This is a genomic window from Yersinia vastinensis (genome assembly GCF_902726565.1).
GTDB classification, from domain to species: domain Bacteria; phylum Pseudomonadota; class Gammaproteobacteria; order Enterobacterales; family Enterobacteriaceae; genus Yersinia; species Yersinia vastinensis.
The window spans coordinates 1-20,226 of the sequence record NZ_CACVAF010000010.1; the positions used below are offsets into that span (position 1 = coordinate 1).

The following is a 20,226-nucleotide window of genomic DNA, read 5'->3' on the forward strand; positions in this document are numbered from 1 at the left end:
TTTGTTTCGTTGTTCCCGGTCAGTGGAGGCGCATTATAGGGAGTTCCTGACAGCCTGCAACCCCTAATTTAAAAAAACTTTTCAACCGTGTTTTATTTCAACGATTTGCTGCGATAAACGTCATTCTTGTTATTTTTTGTACGACAATTCCGAGAAATCCTGAGCAAAACCGCTGACCTGCTGCCAATCCGTATATTCAACTTCTTTACTGGTATCCGTTTCCCCACCAGTCATACGCATAATAAGCTGGATCATTACCCGGTCGATCCAACGGTAACGGGGATAACGCAAGGCTCCTGCGAATACGGTGCACAATGTCGGTTGCCACGGTGTACTGAGCAGGAACTTACGCACATAAGCATTTGTTTGTGGCGAACGCTTTTCTGGCTTACGTGCTGTCAGGTTAACCGCAAAGAAAGCACTCGGCATCTGGTTGAGTTGTTCGACGTGTTTATTGACGAATTTGGTCAAACTCGGATTGAAATGCCCATAGCGTACTGAAGCACCAATCATTACCTGCTGGTATTGGCTCAGATCGATTTGCCCCACGTCTGCCAAGTCCTGTATTTCACAAGTGGCTACCACCGATAATTCTTTAGCTATATAAGAAGCGATGGTTTTCGTTTGGCCATCTCGGCTGGAGTAAAGTATCAATACTTTCATAGCAATGTTCCTTATGCAGAATTACTCACGCCAGAATGTTGGAGTGAAGAGAACCAACAAAGTGAAGACTTCCAGTCGACCAAATAACATGGTTATCACCAGTATCCATTTTGCCGCCGGATTCATAGAGGTAAAGTTATCAGCAACAACACCCAGACCTGGCCCAAGATTGTTCAAAGTTGCGGTGACTGCCGCAAAAGCAGAAAATTCATCAACACCCGTTGCGATGATCGCCAACATGCTGATGATGAAAACCAAAGCATAGGCGGAGAAAAACCCCCAGACAGCTTCCAGTATTCTTTCCGGCAACGCACGCCGCCCCAGCTTAATGGTGTAAACCGCATTCGGGTGCACTAAACGTTTTAATTCACGCGAGCCTTGCAGGTAGAGCAGCAGGATACGAATCACTTTCAGACCACCACCAGTTGATCCCGCACACCCTCCTATAAATGCAGAGCATAATAAGAGTATCGGCAAGAACAACGGCCATTTAGAAATACTGTCCGTCGTGAAGCCTGCCGTGGTTGCCATAGAGACCACTTGGAAAAATGCCTGATTTAAGGTTTCTAACCCCGATTTGTACACACTATGTTGCCAAAGCACCAAGGTGCACACGATAACCAAGGTCAATTGTACAAAGATAAACATGCGAAATTCAGGATCACGCCAATAGACTTTCAAACTGCGTCCACTGAGTACCGCAAAGTGCAGACCAAAGTTACAGCCAGAAATCAGCAAGAAAATACCGATGATGGTGTTAATAGTCGGGCTGTTGAAGTAACCAATACTGGCGTCATGAGTAGAGAAACCACCAATTGCAATAGTGGAGAAGCTATGAGAGATAGCATCAAACACCGACATCCCCGCCCCCCACAAAGAAAGCGCGCAGGCAATGGTCAGTAAGACATAGATAAGCCATAGTGTTTTCGCGGTTTCAGCAATTCGAGGCCGCATTTTATTATCTTTCAACGGGCCAGGCATCTCTGCCCGATAGAGCTGCATCCCTCCAACGCCCAAAATAGGTAAGATTGCCACCGCCAGCACAATGATCCCCATGCCCCCCAACCATTGCAGCATTTGCCGATAAAATAAAATGGCTTTTGGCAATGAATCCAAACCCACCAACGTGGTCGCTCCAGTAGTGGTCAAACCGGAGAATGATTCAAAGAATGCATCAGTGAGAGAGAGATTGGGCCGCTCTGAGAATAAGAAAGGTAATGCCCCGACACTGCCCAGTACCGTCCAGAACAGCACAACAATCAGGAAACCTTCACGCGGCTTCAATTCATGTTTCTGTTTTCGGTTTGGTAGCCAAAGCAAAAGACCAATCGCCAGAGCAACAAAAAAGGTTTCGCTGAAGGCACGGCCGGCACCATCACGATAGATCAAGGCCACTAGCCCAGGAATAAACATTGTCCCGGAGAATAAGATGACCAGCAGACCAACAATACGGGTTATGGCACGAAAATGCATTCCGGCACGTTCCTTAGCAATTCACTTGGATGGGGATTATTGCGAAATGGGCGTCAATTGCAACGTACCACGACTGAGATCACGCAATTTATCCCCGACCTGACTGGCTTGAGTTGCTGGCAATGAGAGATGAAGAGTCACGAGTTGTGCATATTCACTCTGTAAAATCTGGCCTTCAACCTGCTGTAATAGTGTTTCTACCATGGCAAGCTGCGCATAGTCACACTGCAAAGTATATTCTACCTGTGGGACTTTATATTTTACTTCAATCTGTTTTAACGCTTGCTGGACACCGCTGCCATACGCCCTGACTAATCCGCCAGTACCGAGCTTGATACCACCATAGTAACGCACAACCACGGCAGTAATTTCGCCAATATGACTCCCCATCAGTTGGGCCAAGATAGGTTTCCCCGCAGTACCAGAGGGCTCACCATCATCAGAAAAACCTAATTGCTGTGAATCTGTCGGCGTACCTGCAACAAAAGCCCAGCAATGATGCCGGGCTGTAGGATGCTGCTGTTTAACCTGCTGAATAAAATCTTTCGCTTCATTCACCCCATTGGTGTGTGCCAACAAGGTGATAAAACGACTTTTTTTAATCTCTTCGCTGATAGTTACCGGCGCGGCAGGTATCAGATAAGGCTGCATCAGGCCAGCTTCAGGTCACGAGTCATGTTCTCAACTCGATTATCATGGATAACGATATTATCTTCTATGCGAATGCCACCATAAGGCTTCAGCGCTTCAATGCGCTCCCAATTGAAGTGCTTACTGAATTCCCCGGTACGCCAAGGAGCCAATAACGATTCAATAAAGTAGAGGCCAGGTTCAATAGTGAGAACCATCCGTGGTTGCAGAATTCGAGTGCAACGCAGATAAGGGTATTTTGATGGAGCTGCCAAGTGAGTACCGGTATCATCCTGCATAAAGCCAGCGGTATCATGCACTTGAAGCCCTAGAGGATGGCCCAGCCCGTGAGGCAAGAACGGACAGGTAATCCCTTTCTCAACCATGGCATCTTCACTGATACCTGTGACTAAATTATGGGAATGAAGCAACTTGGCAATGCGCTGGTGCATCTGAACGTGATAATCGGTATAGCGCACACCGCTTTTAATGGTTTTGATCAGTGCCAATTGTTCATCATTCATATCTTTGATCAATGCGGCAAAATCGCTGTCACTGTCAGCGGCATAAGTGCGAGTCAGGTCAGCAGCATAACCATTATATTCGGCACCGGCATCCATCAAGAAACTACGCATTTCTGCCGGTGGCTGATGCTGTAAGGTAGTGTAATGAAGCACAGCAGAGTGTTCATTCAGCGCCACGATATTATCGTAAGGCACATCAGTATCACGATGCCCCGTTGCCATCAGATAGGCAAGATTGATATCAAACTCGCTCATTCCTGATTGGAATGCCTCATAAGCAGCCCGATGTCCGGTGACCGCCATCTTTTGTGCTTCGCGCATGCACGCCAGCTCATAGTCCGTTTTATAAGAACGATAGAAATGAAGGTAATCCAGCACCGGCTGCGGATTAATATTTTCCGCACTGAAACCTAGAGCCTGAGCACGGTGTTGCGCATATCCAATATAGGCCACGCGATCCCGCTGCACAGGTAATTGCTGCGCAATATCATCCGCGTTAGCTAGCGGCTGCATATCAATTGATTTTGTCCAGAAGCTATCTGGTAGTGGCTCTACACTGTGCCAATAGTCTACCGGGGAGTAAAACCATAACTTCGGCGTATTAACCCCATCAACCCATAACCAGCAGTTTGGGACTTGAGTCACCGGCACCCAAGCTTTGAACTGGGCATTAACTTTAAAAGGATAGTCACGGTCATCAAGGAAAATACGTTGTAATTCGCCGGAGTGAATCAGTAAAGCATCTAGCTGATGACGCTCCAGCACGTCGCGAGTGCGCTGTTGTAGGGTGGATAAATGTTCGTTATATAAAGAAGCCAGCGTTTCCATCACAGTACCCTTTGCTATTAGAACTTAATTTTTTCATCTTATCATAGTCGCCAAAGCCATGTTTTGATGACAACTTATCTGCCTGAAAAATACATTACGTCACTCGATAAATTGATTATTTAACCGCCCAAACGTCACGAATAAATATGATAAAAATCAATTACCCTTTCTGATTGACTGTGATCTTCACTGCAAAAAATCAATCTCTTGTTTGCAATTCATTAACAAAATATCCACACTTCCTGAATATCTGGTCATACCAGATCACATGCGCTTATTCAGGAGATAGATATGCTCTACCAAAGCGAAACACTACAGCTTCACTGGCTGGAAAACGGCATTGCCGAGTTGGTGTTTGATGCACCGGGTTCAGTTAATAAGCTGGATACCAAAACAGTAGCCAATTTGGGTGAAGCCCTGGCTGTGCTGGAAAAACAAAGCGAACTTAAAGGGTTACTGCTGCGTTCTGCCAAAGCGGCCTTTATTGTCGGTGCCGATATCACCGAGTTTCTGTCTCTGTTTAATGCGCCACCGGAAAAGTTGCACCAATGGCTGGTCTTCGCCAACGATATCTTTAATCGCTTGGAAGACTTACCAGTCCCGACAATCTCTGCCATTAATGGATACGCATTAGGTGGTGGATGTGAATGTATTCTGGCCACTGATTTCCGTGTTGCATCGCCAGAAACCCGTATTGGTCTGCCCGAAACTAAACTCGGTATCATGCCGGGCTTCGGTGGTTCTGTACGTTTACCCCGCTTATTAGGTGCTGACAGTGCATTAGAAATCATTGCAGCTGGCAAAGATATTATTGCCAAAGACGCCCTAAAAGTTGGACTGGTTGATGCAGTTGTTGCACCTGAAAAGCTGGCTGATGCCGCTTTAGCTATGCTGAAACAGGCGATTGATGGAAAACTTGATTGGCAAGCAGCCCGCCGCCCAAAATTAGAGCCACTAAAGCTCAACCTAACAGAAGCCGCCATGTGCTTTACCATTGCCAAAGGCATGGTTATGCAAGTCGCGGGGAAACACTATCCAGCGCCAATAACCGCCGTAAAAACTATCGAAGCTGCGGCAAAACTTGGCCGAGCCGAGGCATTGAAACTTGAAACCAATAGCTTTGTGCCATTGGCAGGTTCCAATGAAGCTCGTGCATTGGTCGGTATTTTCCTTAATGACCAATACGTTAAAGGTCAGGCAAAAAAACTGTCCAAAGGTGTCAGCGCCCCCAAACAAGCGGCGGTATTGGGGGCCGGGATTATGGGCGGTGGAATTGCCTATCAATCGGCACTGAAAGGCGTGCCCGTCATTATGAAAGATATTAATGACAAATCGCTCACCCTTGGGATGAATGAAGCTGCCAAACTCCTCAATAAACAACTGGAACGCGGCAAAGTCGATGGCCTGAAAATGGCGAATATTTTGGCAACTATCCAGCCAACACTGGATTACAGCGGAATTGAACGTGCGCAAGTCATCGTAGAAGCGGTGGTGGAAAATCCAAAAGTGAAAGCCGCTGTTCTGGCTGAAGTTGAAGCGCTGATCAGTGAAGAAACCGTTTTAGCCTCTAATACCTCGACCATTCCAATCGATCAATTAGCTCACTCACTTAAACGCCCAGAGAATTTCTGCGGTATGCATTTCTTCAACCCAGTTCATCGTATGCCGCTGGTTGAAATTATTCGTGGTGCCAAAACTTCCGACAAAACGATTGCTGCCGTTGTGGCCTATGCCACACAAATGGGTAAAACACCGATTGTAGTGAATGATTGTCCGGGCTTCTTTGTTAACCGCGTTTTATTCCCATATCTGGCGGGGTTCGGTCTGTTAGTCAGAGATGGCGGTGATTTCCGTCAAATTGATAAAGTGATGGAAAAACAGTTTGGTTGGCCAATGGGCCCAGCTTATCTGTTAGATGTGGTAGGGATTGATACCGCGCATCATGCACAAGCCGTGATGGCTGCTGGCTTCCCGGATCGTATGAATAAAGATTATCGCGATGCCATTGACGTGATGTTTGAGAACCAACGATTCGGTCAGAAAAATGGCCAAGGCTTCTACCGGTATACCCAAGATGCCAAAGGTAAACCGCGTAAAGAGAATGACGAGCAAGTTGATGCATTACTGGCACAAGTCAGCCAACCTACTCAGAAATTTAGCGACGACGATATTATCGCGCGCGCCATGATACCGATGATCAATGAGGTTGTGCGGTGTCTGGAAGAAGGCATTATTGCCAGCCCGGCTGAAGGTGACATGGCTTTGGTTTATGGGCTGGGCTTCCCGCCATTCCACGGTGGTGTCTTCCGTTATCTCGATACTATCGGCAGTGCGAATTATGTCGAAATGGCCCAGCGCTATACCCACCTTGGCGCGCTGTATCACGTCCCTGCGGGATTGAGAGCCAAAGCTGAACATAACGAAAGTTATTATCCTGTAGCAGCAGCGCTGCTTGATGTTTCTACCAGTCAACCGGCATGAGGTCTGAAAACATGGAAAATGTAGTCATTATTGATGCCGTCCGCACGCCGATGGGCCGCTCGAAAGGCGGTGCATTCCGTCAGGTTCGAGCAGAAGACCTCTCCGCTCACTTGATGCGAGAAATCTTGAGCCGTAATCCTGGGCTAAATGCCGCTGAAATCGATGATATCTATTGGGGCTGTGTGCAACAGACGCTAGAACAGGGCTTTAATATCGCCCGCAATGCCTCTTTGTTGGCTGAAATCCCACATAGCGTTCCTGCCGTTACCGTTAACCGCCTGTGTGGTTCGTCAATGCAGGCTCTACATGATGGCGCAAGATCTATCATGGTGGGTGACGCACAAGTCAGCTTGATTGGTGGTGTAGAACATATGGGGCACGTCCCCATGAATCATGGCGTTGACTTCCATCCGGGCATGGGCCGTACTGTGGCTAAAGCTGCGGGTATGATGGGTTTAACCGCTGAAATGCTGGCAAAAATCCACAATATCAGCCGCCAGTCACAAGATGAGTTTGCTGTTCGTTCTCATCAACGCGCTTATGCCGCGACACAAGCTGGTCATTTTGCCAATGAGATCGTCGCGACTAATGGACATGACGCTGATGGCATCTTAAAGCGTTTTGATTTCGATGAAGTTATTCGCCCAGAAACAAATCTGGCCGGTCTGGCAGCACTGCGCCCGGCCTTTGACCCCGTCAACGGTACAGTGACTGCAGGAACATCATCGGCACTTTCCGATGGTGCTTCTGCCATGCTGATTATGAGTGAATCCCGTGCGAAATCATTAGGTTTAACACCGCGCGCCCGTATTCGCTCAATGGCGGTTGTCGGCTGTGACCCATCAATTATGGGATATGGCCCAGTGCCTGCTAGTCAATTAGCATTAAAACGTGCGGGGCTAAAGCTGGAAGATATTGGTTTATTTGAATTAAATGAGGCGTTTGCCGCTCAATCACTGGCTTGTCTGAAAGGTTTGGGTTTGCTGGAGAGCATGGATGACAAGGTCAATTTGAATGGAGGAGCTATTGCATTAGGTCATCCATTGGGTTGTTCAGGGGCACGAATCTCAACCACATTGCTCAATCTAATGGAACGCCGCGATGTGCAGTTCGGTTTGGCGACCATGTGTATCGGCTTAGGCCAAGGTATCGCTACCGTCTTTGAACGCGTATAACTTCAAATATCTCACTAAGAAATATTAAGGGCCTGAATACAGGCCCTGATAACCGCTGTACCTGGTGTTTAGTTGCCGTTTTCCCGCCTGTCAGGGGCGGGCTTTTTTATTCTGAATCACAACATTCACTCAGATAAAGGCAAAAGCATCACCATAGATGTGTGCTTCCTGCGCACCACGTTCAGTACAAAAACGCTCACGGGCAATTTTAGCCATTTCAAAACGGCCAGCAATATAGATATCCTGCTCAGCGAGAGAGCCGTAATCTTGCAACACCGCGCTCAGTACCGTTCCGGTACGGCCACGCCAACCCTCTTCTGGTTGCTCGACCACTGGAATAACTTTTAGCTGAGGATACTTAATCGACAGCGCTTCTAGCTCGCTTAAGTCATATAAATGCACAGCTTCGCGTCCACCCCAATAGATGGAGACTTCACGATCAGGCCGCTCTGCCAGTGCCGCTAACAAAATTGAGCGCACATAGGAGAAACCTGTGCCACCGGCAATCAACACCAACGGACGATCACTGCCCTCGCGGAACCACGCCTCGCCATGAGGGATGTCCACATCCAGCGTTTTCTCTTTCAGAATTCGGTCCATCACCGCCATAGCATAGAGATTGATTTCCGAAGCTCCGATATGCAGCTCGATGAAATCTTTCTGCAACGGTGTGGATGCCATAGAGAATGGGCGCTTATCCCGCTCATCCATTACTACCATCAAATACTGCCCAGCACGGAAAGAAAATGCAGATGCAGGCACCAATTGCACCCGGTACACCGTATCGGTAATGGCCTCTACGGAGGTTACTTTACAGCTTAAAGTTGTCATGCCTTCCCTCTGTCGGGTCATCAAATGCAAAACTAAGGACAAGATCAACGCCGGTTAGCGTGTCGTCTCTTTGTCACTGAAAATGGCGAGTTCATCCCAAATAGCATCAACGCGGGCGCGGACTTCTTCATCCATTTTAATTGGACGCCCCCATTCACGCGGAGTCTCTGCTGGCCATTTATTGGTGGCATCCAGCCCCATTTTCGATCCCAAACCGGAAACCGGTGAGGCGAAATCCAAATAATCTATTGGTGTATTTTCAATTAATACCGTATCGCGGGAGGGGTCCATTCGGGTCGTAATGGCCCAAATAACATCATTCCAATCACGTGCATTAATATCATCATCACAAACAATAACAAATTTTGTATACATAAACTGGCGCAAAAACGACCAAACACCCATCATCACGCGTTTAGCATGGCCTGCATACTGTTTCTTGATTGTCACCACGGCCAGACGGTATGAACACCCTTCTGGTGGCAGATAGAAATCGACAATTTCTGGGAACTGCTTTTGCAAAATAGGGACAAATACTTCATTCAGCGCAACCCCCATCACCGCGGGCTCATCCGGTGGGCGACCAGTATAAGTTGAATGATAAATCGCGTCTTGGCGCTGAGTGATATGTGTGACAGTGAAGACAGGGAAACTATCAATTTCGTTGTAATAGCCGGTATGGTCACCATAAGGGCCTTCCGGGGCCATCTCACCCTGCTCAATATACCCTTCCAACACAATTTCCGCACTGGCAGGCACTTCAAGGTCATTGGAAAGGCACTTCACGACTTCCGTTTTATACCCACGCAACAAACCGGCAAAGGCATATTCAGACAACGTATCGGGCACAGGGGTTACCGCAGCCAAAATAGTTGCAGGATCAGCGCCCAGAGCCACCGCCACCGGGAAACGCTCGCCAGGATGCGCCTCGCACCACTCTTGGTAGTCCAGAGCCCCACCACGATGGGATAACCAACGCATAATTAACTTGTTCTTGCCCAGCACTTGTTGGCGATAGATACCCAAATTCTGACGCTCTTTATGTGGCCCACGAGTTACCGTCAGCCCCCAAGAAACCAAGGGTGCGGCATCTTCTGGCCAACAGTGCATGACCGGAATTCGACTCAGATCGACATCATCTCCCTCCCAGACCTGCTCCTGACACGGGGCAGAGCTTAAGCGCTTGGTTGGCATATTCAACACTTGCTTAAACTTTGGCAGTTTATCGAATAAATCACGAAACCCTTTCGGAGGATCGGGTTCTTTTAAGAAAGCCAATAGCTTGCCAACATCGCGTAGTGCGCTGACATCTTCTTGCCCCATTCCCATGGCAACCCGCTTGGCTGTACCAAACAGATTACACAGCACTGGCATAGTGTGGCCCTTAGGATTTTCAAACAGTAATGCAGGACCACCGGCACGCAGGGTGCGATCGGCAATTTCTGTCATTTCCAAATAGGGGTCGATAGGCTGGCTAATACGTTTAAGTTCACCCCTCTGTTCCAGCAACGAGAGGAAGTCACGTAGGTCACGGTATTTCATGCTGATCATTTCGGCGGCTATGTGATGCGCCATTATAGGCTGTCTTTATAGCAGTTGCTGTCTTTTTGTTAAAAATGGATAAGGGCTCACTCGAAAAAGTATCATGCCACCCTCTATCATTAACAATAATTAATAGAAAGATCATGCTATCGATAGAAATAGGCTAACTCTTTGTATAAAAACCATATGCTCTACATAGCACATTTATCCTCACTGTTTATATATCACCACTTTTGCTATGCTGCCAAATAGTACCTAAAGGCATGTGAAATTATGAAATATTGGCATTTATTATATTGCAAACGTGGCCAGCTTTTACGCGCAAAAGAGCATCTTGAGCGACAAGAAGTGAACTGCTGGACACCGGTAGTGACTATCGAAAAGATAGTCCGCGGAAAGCGAGCGGAAACGACAGAAGCGTTATTTCCCAATTATCTGTTTGTCGAGTTTGATCCGGAACATATTCATACCACCACGATAAGCGCCACCCGTGGTGTCAGCCATTTTGTGCGATTTGGTGCCCAACCCGCTATCATTCCTGCACTGGTTATCGCTGAAATGCAATCTCATACTGCGGACAAAATCGTTGCCCCAGAGGTGCCCGTACCAGGGGATATCGTGACGATTACAGAGGGGATTTTTTCCGGGTTACAGGCAATTTATACCGAACCCGATGGTGAAGCACGCTCAATGCTGCTACTGAAAATGCTCAACAGCCAAGTGCTGCAAAGTCTGGATAATCGCCAGTTCGAAAAACAATAATGTTTCAGAACAACAGCCAATAGAGGTAGGTACATTTGTACCTACCTAAATAGATATTTCAAAAGGTTAGCGCTGCATTTGATCGTCATGCAACCATTGTGCAACTTGCTTGGCAAAATAGGTTAATACCCCATCAGCACCTGCACGTTTAAAGCATAACAGTGACTCCATAACTGTCGGTTTTTCTTGCAGCCAGCCATTCTGAATGGCTGCCATGTGCATCGCATATTCACCAGAAACCTGATACGCAAAAGTCGGAACCCCAAAGGTATCTTTCACTCGACGCACAACATCCAGATAAGGCATTCCAGGCTTGACCATCACCATGTCGGCACCTTCCTGCAAATCTTGGGCTATCTCTTGCAAAGCCTCATCACTGTTAGCTGGATCCATTTGATAGGTTTTCTTATTCCCCCCCTTCAAATTACTGCTAGAGCCAATAGCATCGCGGAAAGGGCCATAGTAACAAGAGGCATATTTCGCTGAATACGCCATAATTTGCGTATTCACCAACCCTTGTAATTCTAACTGATCACGAATAGCGCCTATGCGGCCATCCATCATATCGCTTGGGGCAACAATCTCTGCTCCCGCTTCTGCATGTGACAACGCCTGACGCACCAGAATCTCTTTAGTGATGTCGTTGATGACATAACCGTCAGCATCAATCACACCATCTTGCCCATGAGTTGTGTATGGGTCGAGGGCAACATCGGTAAGGATTCCTAACTCCGGTACAGCGTCTTTTAAAGCACGCACGGTTCGTTGTACCAAGCCATTTGGATTATAGGCTTCTTCTGCAAGTAATGATTTCGAGCCTGATTCAATCACTGGGAACAGGGAGATAACCGGGACGCCGAGCTTGGCAATGACCTCAGCCTCTTTTACCAACACGTCAATCGTCATACGCGAAACACCGGGCATAGACGAGACCGCTTGCTGCTGGTTGTTGCCTTCCATGACAAACACCGGGTAGATCAGGTCATTGACTGTTAGCTGGTTTTCAGCAACCAGTCGGCGACTGAAATCATGGCGGCGCACACGGCGCATACGGCGACCTGGGAAGGTGCCCGGGAATGCATAGCTCATATTGTTCTCCTAACTCAAACCAACCGGAAAATCCGGCGGGCGTTCTCATCAGTTTTCTGCCCCAGCCATTTAGGGTCTTCTTTTCGCCAGACAGCAACCTGCTGGACGATGTGAGGCAGAAAGCAGGGTTCATTGCGGCGGGATGCAGGTTTAGGATGTATATCCCTTGGCAATAAATAAGGGGCGTCTGTTTCTAACAACAATTGCTGAACAGGAATGCGCGGCAGTAGCGCTCTTAGTTCAAGACCCCGACGTTCATCGCAAACCCAGCCTGTAATGCCGATAGATAATCCTAATGCAAGGCAAGCGTCCAATTCATCAGCGGTGCCTGTGAAACAATGCACAACAGCGGCAGGGATTTTATCTAACCAAGGCGAAAGCAAAGCGATAAAACGTTCATGGGCATCACGACAGTGTAAAAATACAGGCAAAGAAAGCTCTGCGGCCAACGCAAGTTGCGCAGTGAATGCAATTTCTTGTTCTGCTGGCGTCGAAAAATTGCGGTTAAAATCCAACCCACATTCACCAATCGCCACCACTGAAGTATTTGCCGCCAATGCCCTGATTTGTTGCTCAACCCTCGTTTGCCAGCAACTCGCATGATGCGGGTGAACACCGGCCGTTGACCAACAATACCCCGGGTAAGCAGTGGCAAGCTCAAGCGCAGACTGGCTCTCTTCAGCATTAGTACCGGTAATCAACATCCCCGTTACTCCTGCGTCTTGTGCACGAGCAACAACTTGGGGACAATCTTTGGCAAATTGCGAGCTGGTTAAATTCACACCAATATCAAACATGAGCGTTCCAAAACAGAAGCCGCCCCTCAGGGCGGCTAAAACATCAAAACTGAAATTTAAGGCACTTTCGGGTTGTTATTGGTTTCTTCATCCTCTTCCTCTATATCTGCACGGCGCTGTTTACCCGTATAAAAACGAGCAAAGAACAAACCAATCTCGAACAACAGATACATCGGAATAGCCAGTAATGTCTGTGACAACACATCAGGCGGCGTGAGGAGCATGCCCACAACAAAAGCACCAACAAACACATAAGGACGCTTTTTCTTGAGTGCTTCAGGGGTTGTCACTCCAGCCCAGCACAGAAGAATTATCGCAATCGGAACCTCAAAAGAAATACCAAAAGCCATAAAAAGTGCCATAACAAAATCAAGGTACTTGGTGATATCCGTTGCGATTAATACACTTTCTGGGGCTGTTTTGGCAAAAAAACCAAAAGCTAGCGGGAAAACAATAAAGTAAGCAAACGCCATACCCAGATAAAATAAGAAGCTGCTAGATATCAGCAGTGGAACCATCAGACGGCGCTCATGTTTGTATAGCGCAGGGGCTATAAATGCCCAAACCTGATAGAGGATCATTGGTGCTGACACAAACACCGAGACCATCATGGTCAATTTAATCGGGGTAAAGAACGGTGATGCAACATCAGTTGCAATCATACTGGAGCCAACGGGCAACTGTTTAATCAGCGGTGCTGAAACTAAGTGATAGATATCATTGGCAAAGAAAACCAATACAAAAAAAACCACTAAAATAGTGATAATACAATTCAATAGCCGCTTACGCAGTTCTATCAAATGAGTAATTAGGGGTTGGGTATCATCAACAGCCATGTTTACCGATCGCCGCCAGGTTGGTGAGTTCGAGGTTGGTCAGCACTGAGTGAGCCCGTGCTATGGGTGTCAATTGTGGCAGTTTTTGCCTTGGCCGCAGGAACATTTGCCACGGGCATCGCCTCCCTTTCAACTGAAGGGATAGGCTCCGCAGATGCCGCAACCTGAACAATAGGTTTTTCTACGTTATCAGGCGTGGTTTCAACGACCAGAGAAGAGCTCGCCTCAGTATGACTTGGTGCTTGAGCTGATGCTTGAGCCTGCGTCGCAGACTCAGCTGGCGTAACGCCATCATGAATCGCTTCTGGCTCTGTTACCAACGGGTTATGGATCGTATGTGGCGCATCCGATCCAATATCTGAACGATAGGAGCGTTTCAACGCTTCTGCTGCCTCTTTGAGTTCATCCATTGAGGCTTTCAGCTCTGGTGTCAGATTCTGCAAACCAGCCTGTTCTGCTTTTTTCAGGCTATCTTGTAGTTCCTGTATTTTAAGCTCTTGTGCCAATTCGTTTTGCACAGTTGCCGCAAGTGAACGTAATGTCCGAATCCAACCGGCAACTGTTCTTACAGCAACCGGCAACCGTTCTGGCCCAAGGACGACCAGACCGATCACAAGTACCAGTAGCAGTTCACTAAACCCGATGTCGAACACAGCTTATCCCTGCTCTTTGTCGTGGCTCTTAGACTCTTCAGCTTTGGCCACCGGCTGCTGTTTTTCAGTAATCGATTTTGCAAAATCAGCATCGTTACTCGTCTTATCTGCATCCGTTGGCGGCGTTTGTGACTCATCACCCATCGCTTTTTTAAAGCCTTTGATGGATGCGCCTAAATCTGACCCTAGCGTCCGTAGTTTGTTAGTTCCAAACAACAGAACGACGATCACGGCAATGATTAATAACTGCCAAATACTTATCCCACCCATTACATTCACCTCTATATTCAAGGGTTATTCCACAGAGGGCCGCATTATACGTCATATAACCTCTATGAATACCTATCTAACTTACTGCATTTTGAACTAGCGCATAGCTTCTTGAACAAATAAATGGCTTCTTGAATAACTTTTACATAACTCACAAGCCACACCACAAGCTATCCACAAAGACTTCTAGCAATAAGCTAACTGGTTCGTCGCCAACCAATAAACCAAGCCAATACTCCGACGACAATGAATCCTATTGAGATTTCTACCTCATCAGCCAAGAATAAAATGGTACCACTGACTAATAGTGTAGCGCCAACCCCGAACAAATACCGTGACTGGCCTTGACGTTGTTGCTGGCCTTGCATCTGAATCGTGAGTTTATCGACACTTTGCTGTAATAGTTTGTGCTGCTGCAAGCTGTCATAAACCAATTCAGGCAACTCTGGAAACTTCTCCGCCCAAAAAGGTGCTTTCTCTTTGAGTGCACGGATAACGGCGGGTAGACCAACTTGATCTCGTAACCAGCTTTCAAGGAATGGTTTAGCTGTCGTCCAGAGATCAAGCTGAGGGTAGAGCTGCCGCCCTAAACCTTCAACATACAATAACGTTTTCTGTAGTAGAACCAGTTGCGGCTGCACTTCCATATTAAATCGGCGTGCCGTGTTAAAAAGATTCAACAACACATGTCCGAATGATATTTCCGCCAATGGCTTTTCAAAAATTGGCTCACAAACGGTACGGATAGCGAACTCGAAATCTTCAACATTGGTATCGCGAGGAACCCAGCCAGAGTCAACATGCAATTCAGCAACACGCCGATAATCGCGGTTAAAGAAAGCAATAAAGTTTTCAGCAAGATAACGTTTATCAGCTTTGTTCAGTGAGCCCACAATGCCACAGTCAATACCGATATAAAGTGGGTCATGAGGATGTTCATAGCTGACAAAAATATTCCCAGGATGCATATCTGCATGGAAAAAGCTGTCGCGGAAAACCTGAGTGAAGAAAACCTGAACCCCACGTTCAGCCAGCAATTTCATGTTCGTACCTTGCTCTTCCAAAGCAGCAATATCAGATACAGGTATGCCGTAAATACGCTCCATCACCAACACGCTTTCCCGGCAATAATCGGAATAAACCTCTGGAATATAGAGCATTGGACTGTTTTCAAAATTGCGACGCAGTTGAATAGCATTAGCAGCTTCGCGCAGCAAGTTTAGCTCATCAAGTAGCGTTTTTTCATATTCACGTACAACTTCGCGTGGGCGTAATCTACGACCATCAGGTAATAGTTTGGGTACCCAACCTGCAAGGCGGTACATTAAACGAACGTCTGCTTTAATAATCGGTAAGATATCAGGGCGGATAACTTTAAGTACGACTTCCTGACCGTTCTCTTTTAAGCGTGCCGTGTGTACCTGAGCAATAGAAGCAGAGGCCAACGCTTCCTGTTCAAAGTCATCGAACCATGTTTCTAGTGGCCCCCCCATCGCAATTTCAATGTGCTTGCGTGCCAGCGCACCATCAAATGGAGCAACTCTGTCTTGTAACAACGCAAGTTGGTCGGCAATGTTGGGTGGGAAAAGGTCGCGACGTGTGGACATCATCTGGCCAAACTTGATCCAGACAGGGCCTAACTCCTGCAAGGCGAGACGTAAACGCTCACCCAGAGGTTTGTCTTTGTGGCGATTAGGTAACCAGAAAAATAGGTGGCGGCCAATACGTAGTGGCAGCGTTAAACGTATATTCGGGATTAATTCATCCAACCCATAACTCAAGAAGACCCGAATAATTAGATACAGGCGCCGAAGTTCTCCTGGCGTCATTGTTTTGTCTCCATGATTGCCAATCTGGCACTCAACGCTTCGGTGGCACGGACGGTGGCATCAACTTCTTCGTTAAACCACACAATCTCCAGCGGAGCCGGAGCCATTCTCCATTCTTCAGTTATTGCTTCAGCCACATAATGTTGCTGCTGCCGTAACTGTTTACTGAGAAAACGGCTGCTTTTATGTACCATTTGCCCAATAGATTCCGCAGCGATATCACCAATATAGGGAGCCAACCATTCAGCAGGTTCCCATTCAGCAAGTTCTAATAGTGCAACAAGCTGTTGAACTACTCGGATATCGCCTTCGACAATCAGCTCACCACTGCGCATCAAAGGTGAAAGTTGCTGGCGGTCTCGTAATTTTGCCAACACAGCAACTTCGGTCTTCACTATGCAATCAGCATCACCATCCCATTGACTTAAAACATCTATCTGCCGTTCACTAAAGACGAGCAATAAGGGAAAGCTCATCTCACGTAACTCGATACGCAACACTTTTCCCACTAGACGTAAACGAGCCGCTTTCATGCTTTTATCGCGAAATAACACACTGTTTAGTGAGGTTTCTATAGCAGCAGTGATAAGTGGCGACAGCAAAACTGGTTTCAGTGACAAGGGTTTAAATATCAGTGATTTTAGTGGCATAGCCATATTCCTGTTAAAACTTGAAACCCCGATGTAACGCAACAATGCCACCGGTTAAATTGGAATAGGTTACATTTTCAAACCCGGCATCCATCATCATGCCTTTCAGTGTTTCTTGGTCAGGGTGCATCCGAATAGACTCCGCCAAATAGCGGTAACTTTCAGAGTCCTGCGCCACAAGTTCACCAATCTTTGGCAAAATATGGAAAGAGTAAGCGTCATAGGCTTTGCTCAAAGGTTCCAGCAGAGGTTTAGAGAATTCAAGAACTAACAAACGGCCACCTGGTTTTAATACCCGAAACATGGAGCGCAGCGCCTTTTCTTTTTCGGTGACATTTCTCAATCCGAATGAAATGGTGATGCAATCGAAGTAATTATCTGGGAAAGGTAAAGCCTCTGCGTTGGCCTGCACATAACTGACATTACCGACGACGCCTTTGTCACGTAGCTTTTCACGGCCCATTCGTAGCATAGACTCATTGATATCAGCCAGAACCACTTCACCCTGCTCACCAACCAAGCGAGAGAACTTAGCAGTCAAATCTCCAGTACCACCAGCAAGATCCAATACTCGTTGGCCGCGCCGAACACCGCTACAGTCAATAGTGAAACGCTTCCAAATACGGTGAACACCAAACGACATCAGATCATTCATCAAATCGTATTTGGCGGCTACGGAATGAAAAACTTCTGCCACCATGCTTTCTTTTTGTTCTTTGGCTACGGTGCGAAAACCAAAATGAGTGGTTTCCTTCTCCTGATCTACCATTTTCTGTGCCTGCTTTTCAGTCAATCTTTCGAGGAAGTGTACCAGAACTCCGATGAAAGCCCCACCTCACCTGGTATTAAGGTAACTGCTTAATCGCAGTCTTCTCAACATCATACAGAAGAGGAACATGCAACTAACCCTGATACTTCAGCGGTGTAGAATCATTGATTTCTGATTCCACATCATCGGATAGCGCTAAATCACTCTCTGGTTGATCCTCTATACTGGCTTTTTTCGCCAGCGATGGACTAATAGGCCGTTTTACCTCGACCCCCAGAGTACGAAAACCTTCAACTTGCCCTATCAGGTTACCACGGCCTTGCGACAGTTTGTTCATTGCCTGACGATAACTTAGCTGCGCTTTATCGAGGCTTTGCCCTAATGACTCCATATCATCAACAAATAAGCGCAATTTGTCATAGAGTTTGGCTGCTCTCTCGGCAATACGTTGCGCATTTTGGCTTTGATGCTCATATCGCCATAAATTAGTGATTGTGCGTAAAGCCACCAGCAATGTTGTTGGGCTAACGAGCATAATATTGTGTTGCAGAGCTTCACTAATCAACTCTGGCTGGCGGTCTATTGCTACCAGAAACGCAGGCTCCACCGGGATAAACATCAATACATAATCAAGCGAGCGCAAGCCGGGGAGTTGCTGATAATCTTTGCGGCCTAGCATCTTAATATGGGCGCGCAGCGATGATAAATGTTCATTTAGTGCCGCTTCACGCTCAATGTCATCGTCACTATTAAAATAGCGTTCATAAGCTACTAGTGACATTTTAGCGTCAATAACGACATCTTTGCCTTGAGGTAAGCGAACAATAACATCCGGCTGCATGCGACTATTGCTGTCAATTTTTACACTAACTTGGGTTTGATATTCATAGCCTTCGCGCAGACCTGACGCTTCTAGCACTTTAGCCAAGACCACTTCACCCCAGTTTCCCTGAGTTTTATTATCGCCTTTAAGAGCTTTGGTCAGGTTTAATGCTTCACGTGCCATTTGAGCATTGAGCTGTTGCAGGCTACGAATTTCATGGGTCAAAGTATGGCGTTCACGAGCCTCTTGCCCAAAACTATCCTGTACCTGTCGACGAAAACCATCCAATTGTTCCCGAAGAGGCAATAACAACCGATCCAGACTTTGTTTATTCTGTTCATCCGCACGGCGGCCAGTTTGTTCAAAGATACGATTTGCCAAATTTTCAAATTGGGCCGTTAGCCGCTGTTCGCTATTAAGGAGTAAACGTTGCTTTTCTTCTGCTGTCAGGCGTGTTTCTTCCAAGCGGATCGTAACTTCCCGTAATTCAGCCTCTTGCGCACTATTCACTTCCCGTTGAGCGCGCAGCTCTTGATTCAATTGGTCACATTCATTGCGCAAATGAGCAAGTTGTTGCAATTTTTCAGCATTGCCCGCCAACTGGCTATGTAAGTTGCGCAGTTCCAGCTCACTTTGCCGCAACTGCTGTTCATTACGTTGCAAAGTCGCCTGTAATTCTGCGCTATTTTGCTGTGAATGCTGTAATGTTTGCTCTAACAACCGCTGTTCAATATCTTGCTGTGCTTTGTTACGCTGCTGATACAAGCTGGCAATTAGCCAGCCAATAAGCCCACCAAGCAGACTACCTCCCAGCCCATAAAATAAACTGATGTCCACGGTTATCTCCCCATCAACCTAATGTTAGTCAAGGTAAGGGGATACTGTATGGATGTCCAGAGTGTTTTTCCGTTACATTCCATCTTGCGAAGCCATACGCATAAATAACAAGCAGATCAGAAAGTCACTACTTTGCCACAAAGAAATCGGCTTAAACTGTCAGCCGTAAAGTGTGGGTGACCACTCATATGCTCAGACTGCATTAATCTATCCAGTGAGAAAGCCACTGAATACCGAATGCTCCGGGGGCCAAAATACCAAATGCCCAAATTAAAGCAGAGGTGATGTTAGCCAGCTGGAAATAAAACTTTGGCATGGCGCAAATTCCGGCAACTAAAGGAACAACTGCACGTAATGGGCCGAAGAAACGGCCAATAAAGGCACCAAAGAACCCCCAGCGTTCAAAGAAAGCATGGCCACGAACCAATAACTGAGGGTTGCGGGAAAGTGGCCATAAGGTGCCAACACGATCTTTGTAATGATCGCCAACCCAATAAGAAACCCAGTCGCCAAAGAAAGCCCCTGCGACGGCAGCAATCCAAATTGGCCAGAAAGAAATACCACTTTCACCGATCAATGCACCTAACCCTAGTAAGATAACCGTCGCTGGGAAAAGTAAGGAAAGAAAGGCGAGTGACTCACCAAAAGCGAGGATAAACACGATAGGCATAGCCCACGATTCATGTTCACGAACAAAATCGATAGTGACAGTAATGACATCATTCAGGGTCACAGGGATTTTCCTGTTATCAATAAAGTAGCCA

19 protein-coding genes are annotated in these 20,226 nt (G+C 47.0%); 3 read left to right on the forward strand and 16 right to left on the reverse strand.

The genetic code is table 11. The annotated features are described in order from the left end of the window. Positions 1-129: 129 nt before the first annotated feature. From hemG to pepQ, 4 genes are read right to left on the reverse strand one after another with little or no spacing between them, the layout of a single operon-like run. Entirely contained in the window at positions 130-663 is a 534-nt protein-coding gene (gene hemG, locus HUZ92_RS15195) for a menaquinone-dependent protoporphyrinogen IX dehydrogenase (RefSeq protein ID WP_050296220.1), read from the reverse strand. A 21-nt stretch (positions 664-684) separates the two neighbouring features. After that, positions 685-2,136: a Trk system potassium transporter TrkH gene (gene trkH, locus HUZ92_RS15200; protein ID WP_050101031.1), complete on the reverse strand. Its 1,452-nt coding sequence runs from the start codon at positions 2,134-2,136 to the stop codon at positions 685-687. A 36-nt stretch (positions 2,137-2,172) separates the two neighbouring features. Beyond that, a complete protein-coding gene (locus HUZ92_RS15205; protein ID WP_050101030.1) occupies positions 2,173-2,787 on the reverse strand; it encodes an IMPACT family protein in 615 nt (204 codons plus the stop codon). Further along, complete coding sequence (pepQ, locus tag HUZ92_RS15210) at positions 2,787-4,118, reverse strand: Xaa-Pro dipeptidase (protein WP_050101029.1); 1,332 nt, start codon at positions 4,116-4,118, stop codon at positions 2,787-2,789. Before pepQ ends, HUZ92_RS15205 begins: the two co-directional genes overlap by 1 nt. 291 nt (positions 4,119-4,409) lie before the next feature. Here pepQ and fadB point away from each other — a divergent pair, with 291 nt between their 5' ends. Further along, positions 4,410-6,599, forward strand: coding sequence for a fatty acid oxidation complex subunit alpha FadB (fadB, locus tag HUZ92_RS15215; RefSeq protein WP_145580137.1), 2,190 nt, complete (start codon positions 4,410-4,412; stop codon positions 6,597-6,599). 11 nt (positions 6,600-6,610) lie between these two features. Next, entirely contained in the window at positions 6,611-7,774 is a 1,164-nt protein-coding gene (gene fadA / locus HUZ92_RS15220; protein WP_050101027.1) for an acetyl-CoA C-acyltransferase FadA, read from the forward strand. A 129-nt stretch (positions 7,775-7,903) separates the two neighbouring features. Here the strand turns inward: fadA and fre are convergent, their stop codons facing one another. Next, positions 7,904-8,605 carry an NAD(P)H-flavin reductase gene (gene fre / locus HUZ92_RS15225; protein WP_128451639.1) on the reverse strand — a complete coding sequence of 234 codons (702 nt, stop codon included), beginning with the start codon at positions 8,603-8,605 and terminating at the stop codon, positions 7,904-7,906. A gap of 54 nt (positions 8,606-8,659) precedes the next feature. Next, positions 8,660-10,156, reverse strand: coding sequence for a 4-hydroxy-3-polyprenylbenzoate decarboxylase (gene ubiD, locus HUZ92_RS15230; protein ID WP_050101038.1), 1,497 nt, complete (start codon positions 10,154-10,156; stop codon positions 8,660-8,662). A 264-nt stretch (positions 10,157-10,420) separates the two neighbouring features. Here ubiD and rfaH point away from each other — a divergent pair, with 264 nt between their 5' ends. Beyond that, positions 10,421-10,909, forward strand: a complete 489-nt coding sequence (gene rfaH / locus HUZ92_RS15235) for a transcription/translation regulatory transformer protein RfaH (RefSeq protein ID WP_050101025.1) — start codon at positions 10,421-10,423, stop codon at positions 10,907-10,909. Between the two features lie 66 nt (positions 10,910-10,975). Here rfaH and hemB read toward each other — a convergent pair whose 3' ends face one another. From hemB to HUZ92_RS15285, 10 genes are all read right to left on the reverse strand, one after another. Then, the gene (hemB, locus tag HUZ92_RS15240; RefSeq protein ID WP_128451640.1) at positions 10,976-11,998 is read right to left on the reverse strand and encodes a porphobilinogen synthase; all 1,023 of its coding nucleotides are present in this window, start codon (positions 11,996-11,998) and stop codon (positions 10,976-10,978) included. A 14-nt stretch (positions 11,999-12,012) separates the two neighbouring features. Beyond that, positions 12,013-12,795: a 3'-5' ssDNA/RNA exonuclease TatD gene (tatD, locus tag HUZ92_RS15245; RefSeq protein WP_050101023.1), complete on the reverse strand. Its 783-nt coding sequence runs from the start codon at positions 12,793-12,795 to the stop codon at positions 12,013-12,015. Positions 12,796-12,851: 56 nt separating this feature from the next. After that, positions 12,852-13,631, reverse strand: coding sequence for a Sec-independent protein translocase subunit TatC (tatC, locus tag HUZ92_RS15250; protein ID WP_050101022.1), 780 nt, complete (start codon positions 13,629-13,631; stop codon positions 12,852-12,854). Between the two features lie 2 nt (positions 13,632-13,633). Further along, positions 13,634-14,284, reverse strand: coding sequence for a Sec-independent protein translocase protein TatB (gene tatB / locus HUZ92_RS15255; protein ID WP_050141138.1), 651 nt, complete (start codon positions 14,282-14,284; stop codon positions 13,634-13,636). Positions 14,285-14,287: 3 nt separating this feature from the next. Then, complete coding sequence (gene tatA / locus HUZ92_RS15260) at positions 14,288-14,554, reverse strand: Sec-independent protein translocase subunit TatA (RefSeq protein ID WP_050101020.1); 267 nt, start codon at positions 14,552-14,554, stop codon at positions 14,288-14,290. A gap of 197 nt (positions 14,555-14,751) precedes the next feature. After that, positions 14,752-16,383 carry a ubiquinone biosynthesis regulatory protein kinase UbiB gene (gene ubiB, locus HUZ92_RS15265; protein WP_050101019.1) on the reverse strand — a complete coding sequence of 544 codons (1,632 nt, stop codon included), beginning with the start codon at positions 16,381-16,383 and terminating at the stop codon, positions 14,752-14,754. Beyond that, positions 16,380-17,033: a ubiquinone biosynthesis protein UbiJ gene (gene ubiJ, locus HUZ92_RS15270; RefSeq protein WP_050101018.1), complete on the reverse strand. Its 654-nt coding sequence runs from the start codon at positions 17,031-17,033 to the stop codon at positions 16,380-16,382. The genes ubiB and ubiJ overlap by 4 nt, the downstream gene beginning before the upstream one ends. 13 nt (positions 17,034-17,046) lie before the next feature. Continuing rightward, on the reverse strand, positions 17,047-17,802 hold the full coding sequence (gene ubiE, locus HUZ92_RS15275) for a bifunctional demethylmenaquinone methyltransferase/2-methoxy-6-polyprenyl-1,4-benzoquinol methylase UbiE (protein WP_050101017.1): 756 nt from the start codon (positions 17,800-17,802) through the stop codon (positions 17,047-17,049). 133 nt (positions 17,803-17,935) lie between these two features. After that, a complete protein-coding gene (rmuC, locus tag HUZ92_RS15280; RefSeq protein WP_050101016.1) occupies positions 17,936-19,462 on the reverse strand; it encodes a DNA recombination protein RmuC in 1,527 nt (508 codons plus the stop codon). 202 nt (positions 19,463-19,664) lie between these two features. After that, the gene (locus HUZ92_RS15285; protein WP_050101015.1) at positions 19,665-20,195 is read right to left on the reverse strand and encodes a DedA family protein; all 531 of its coding nucleotides are present in this window, start codon (positions 20,193-20,195) and stop codon (positions 19,665-19,667) included. Positions 20,196-20,226: the final 31 nt, after the last annotated feature.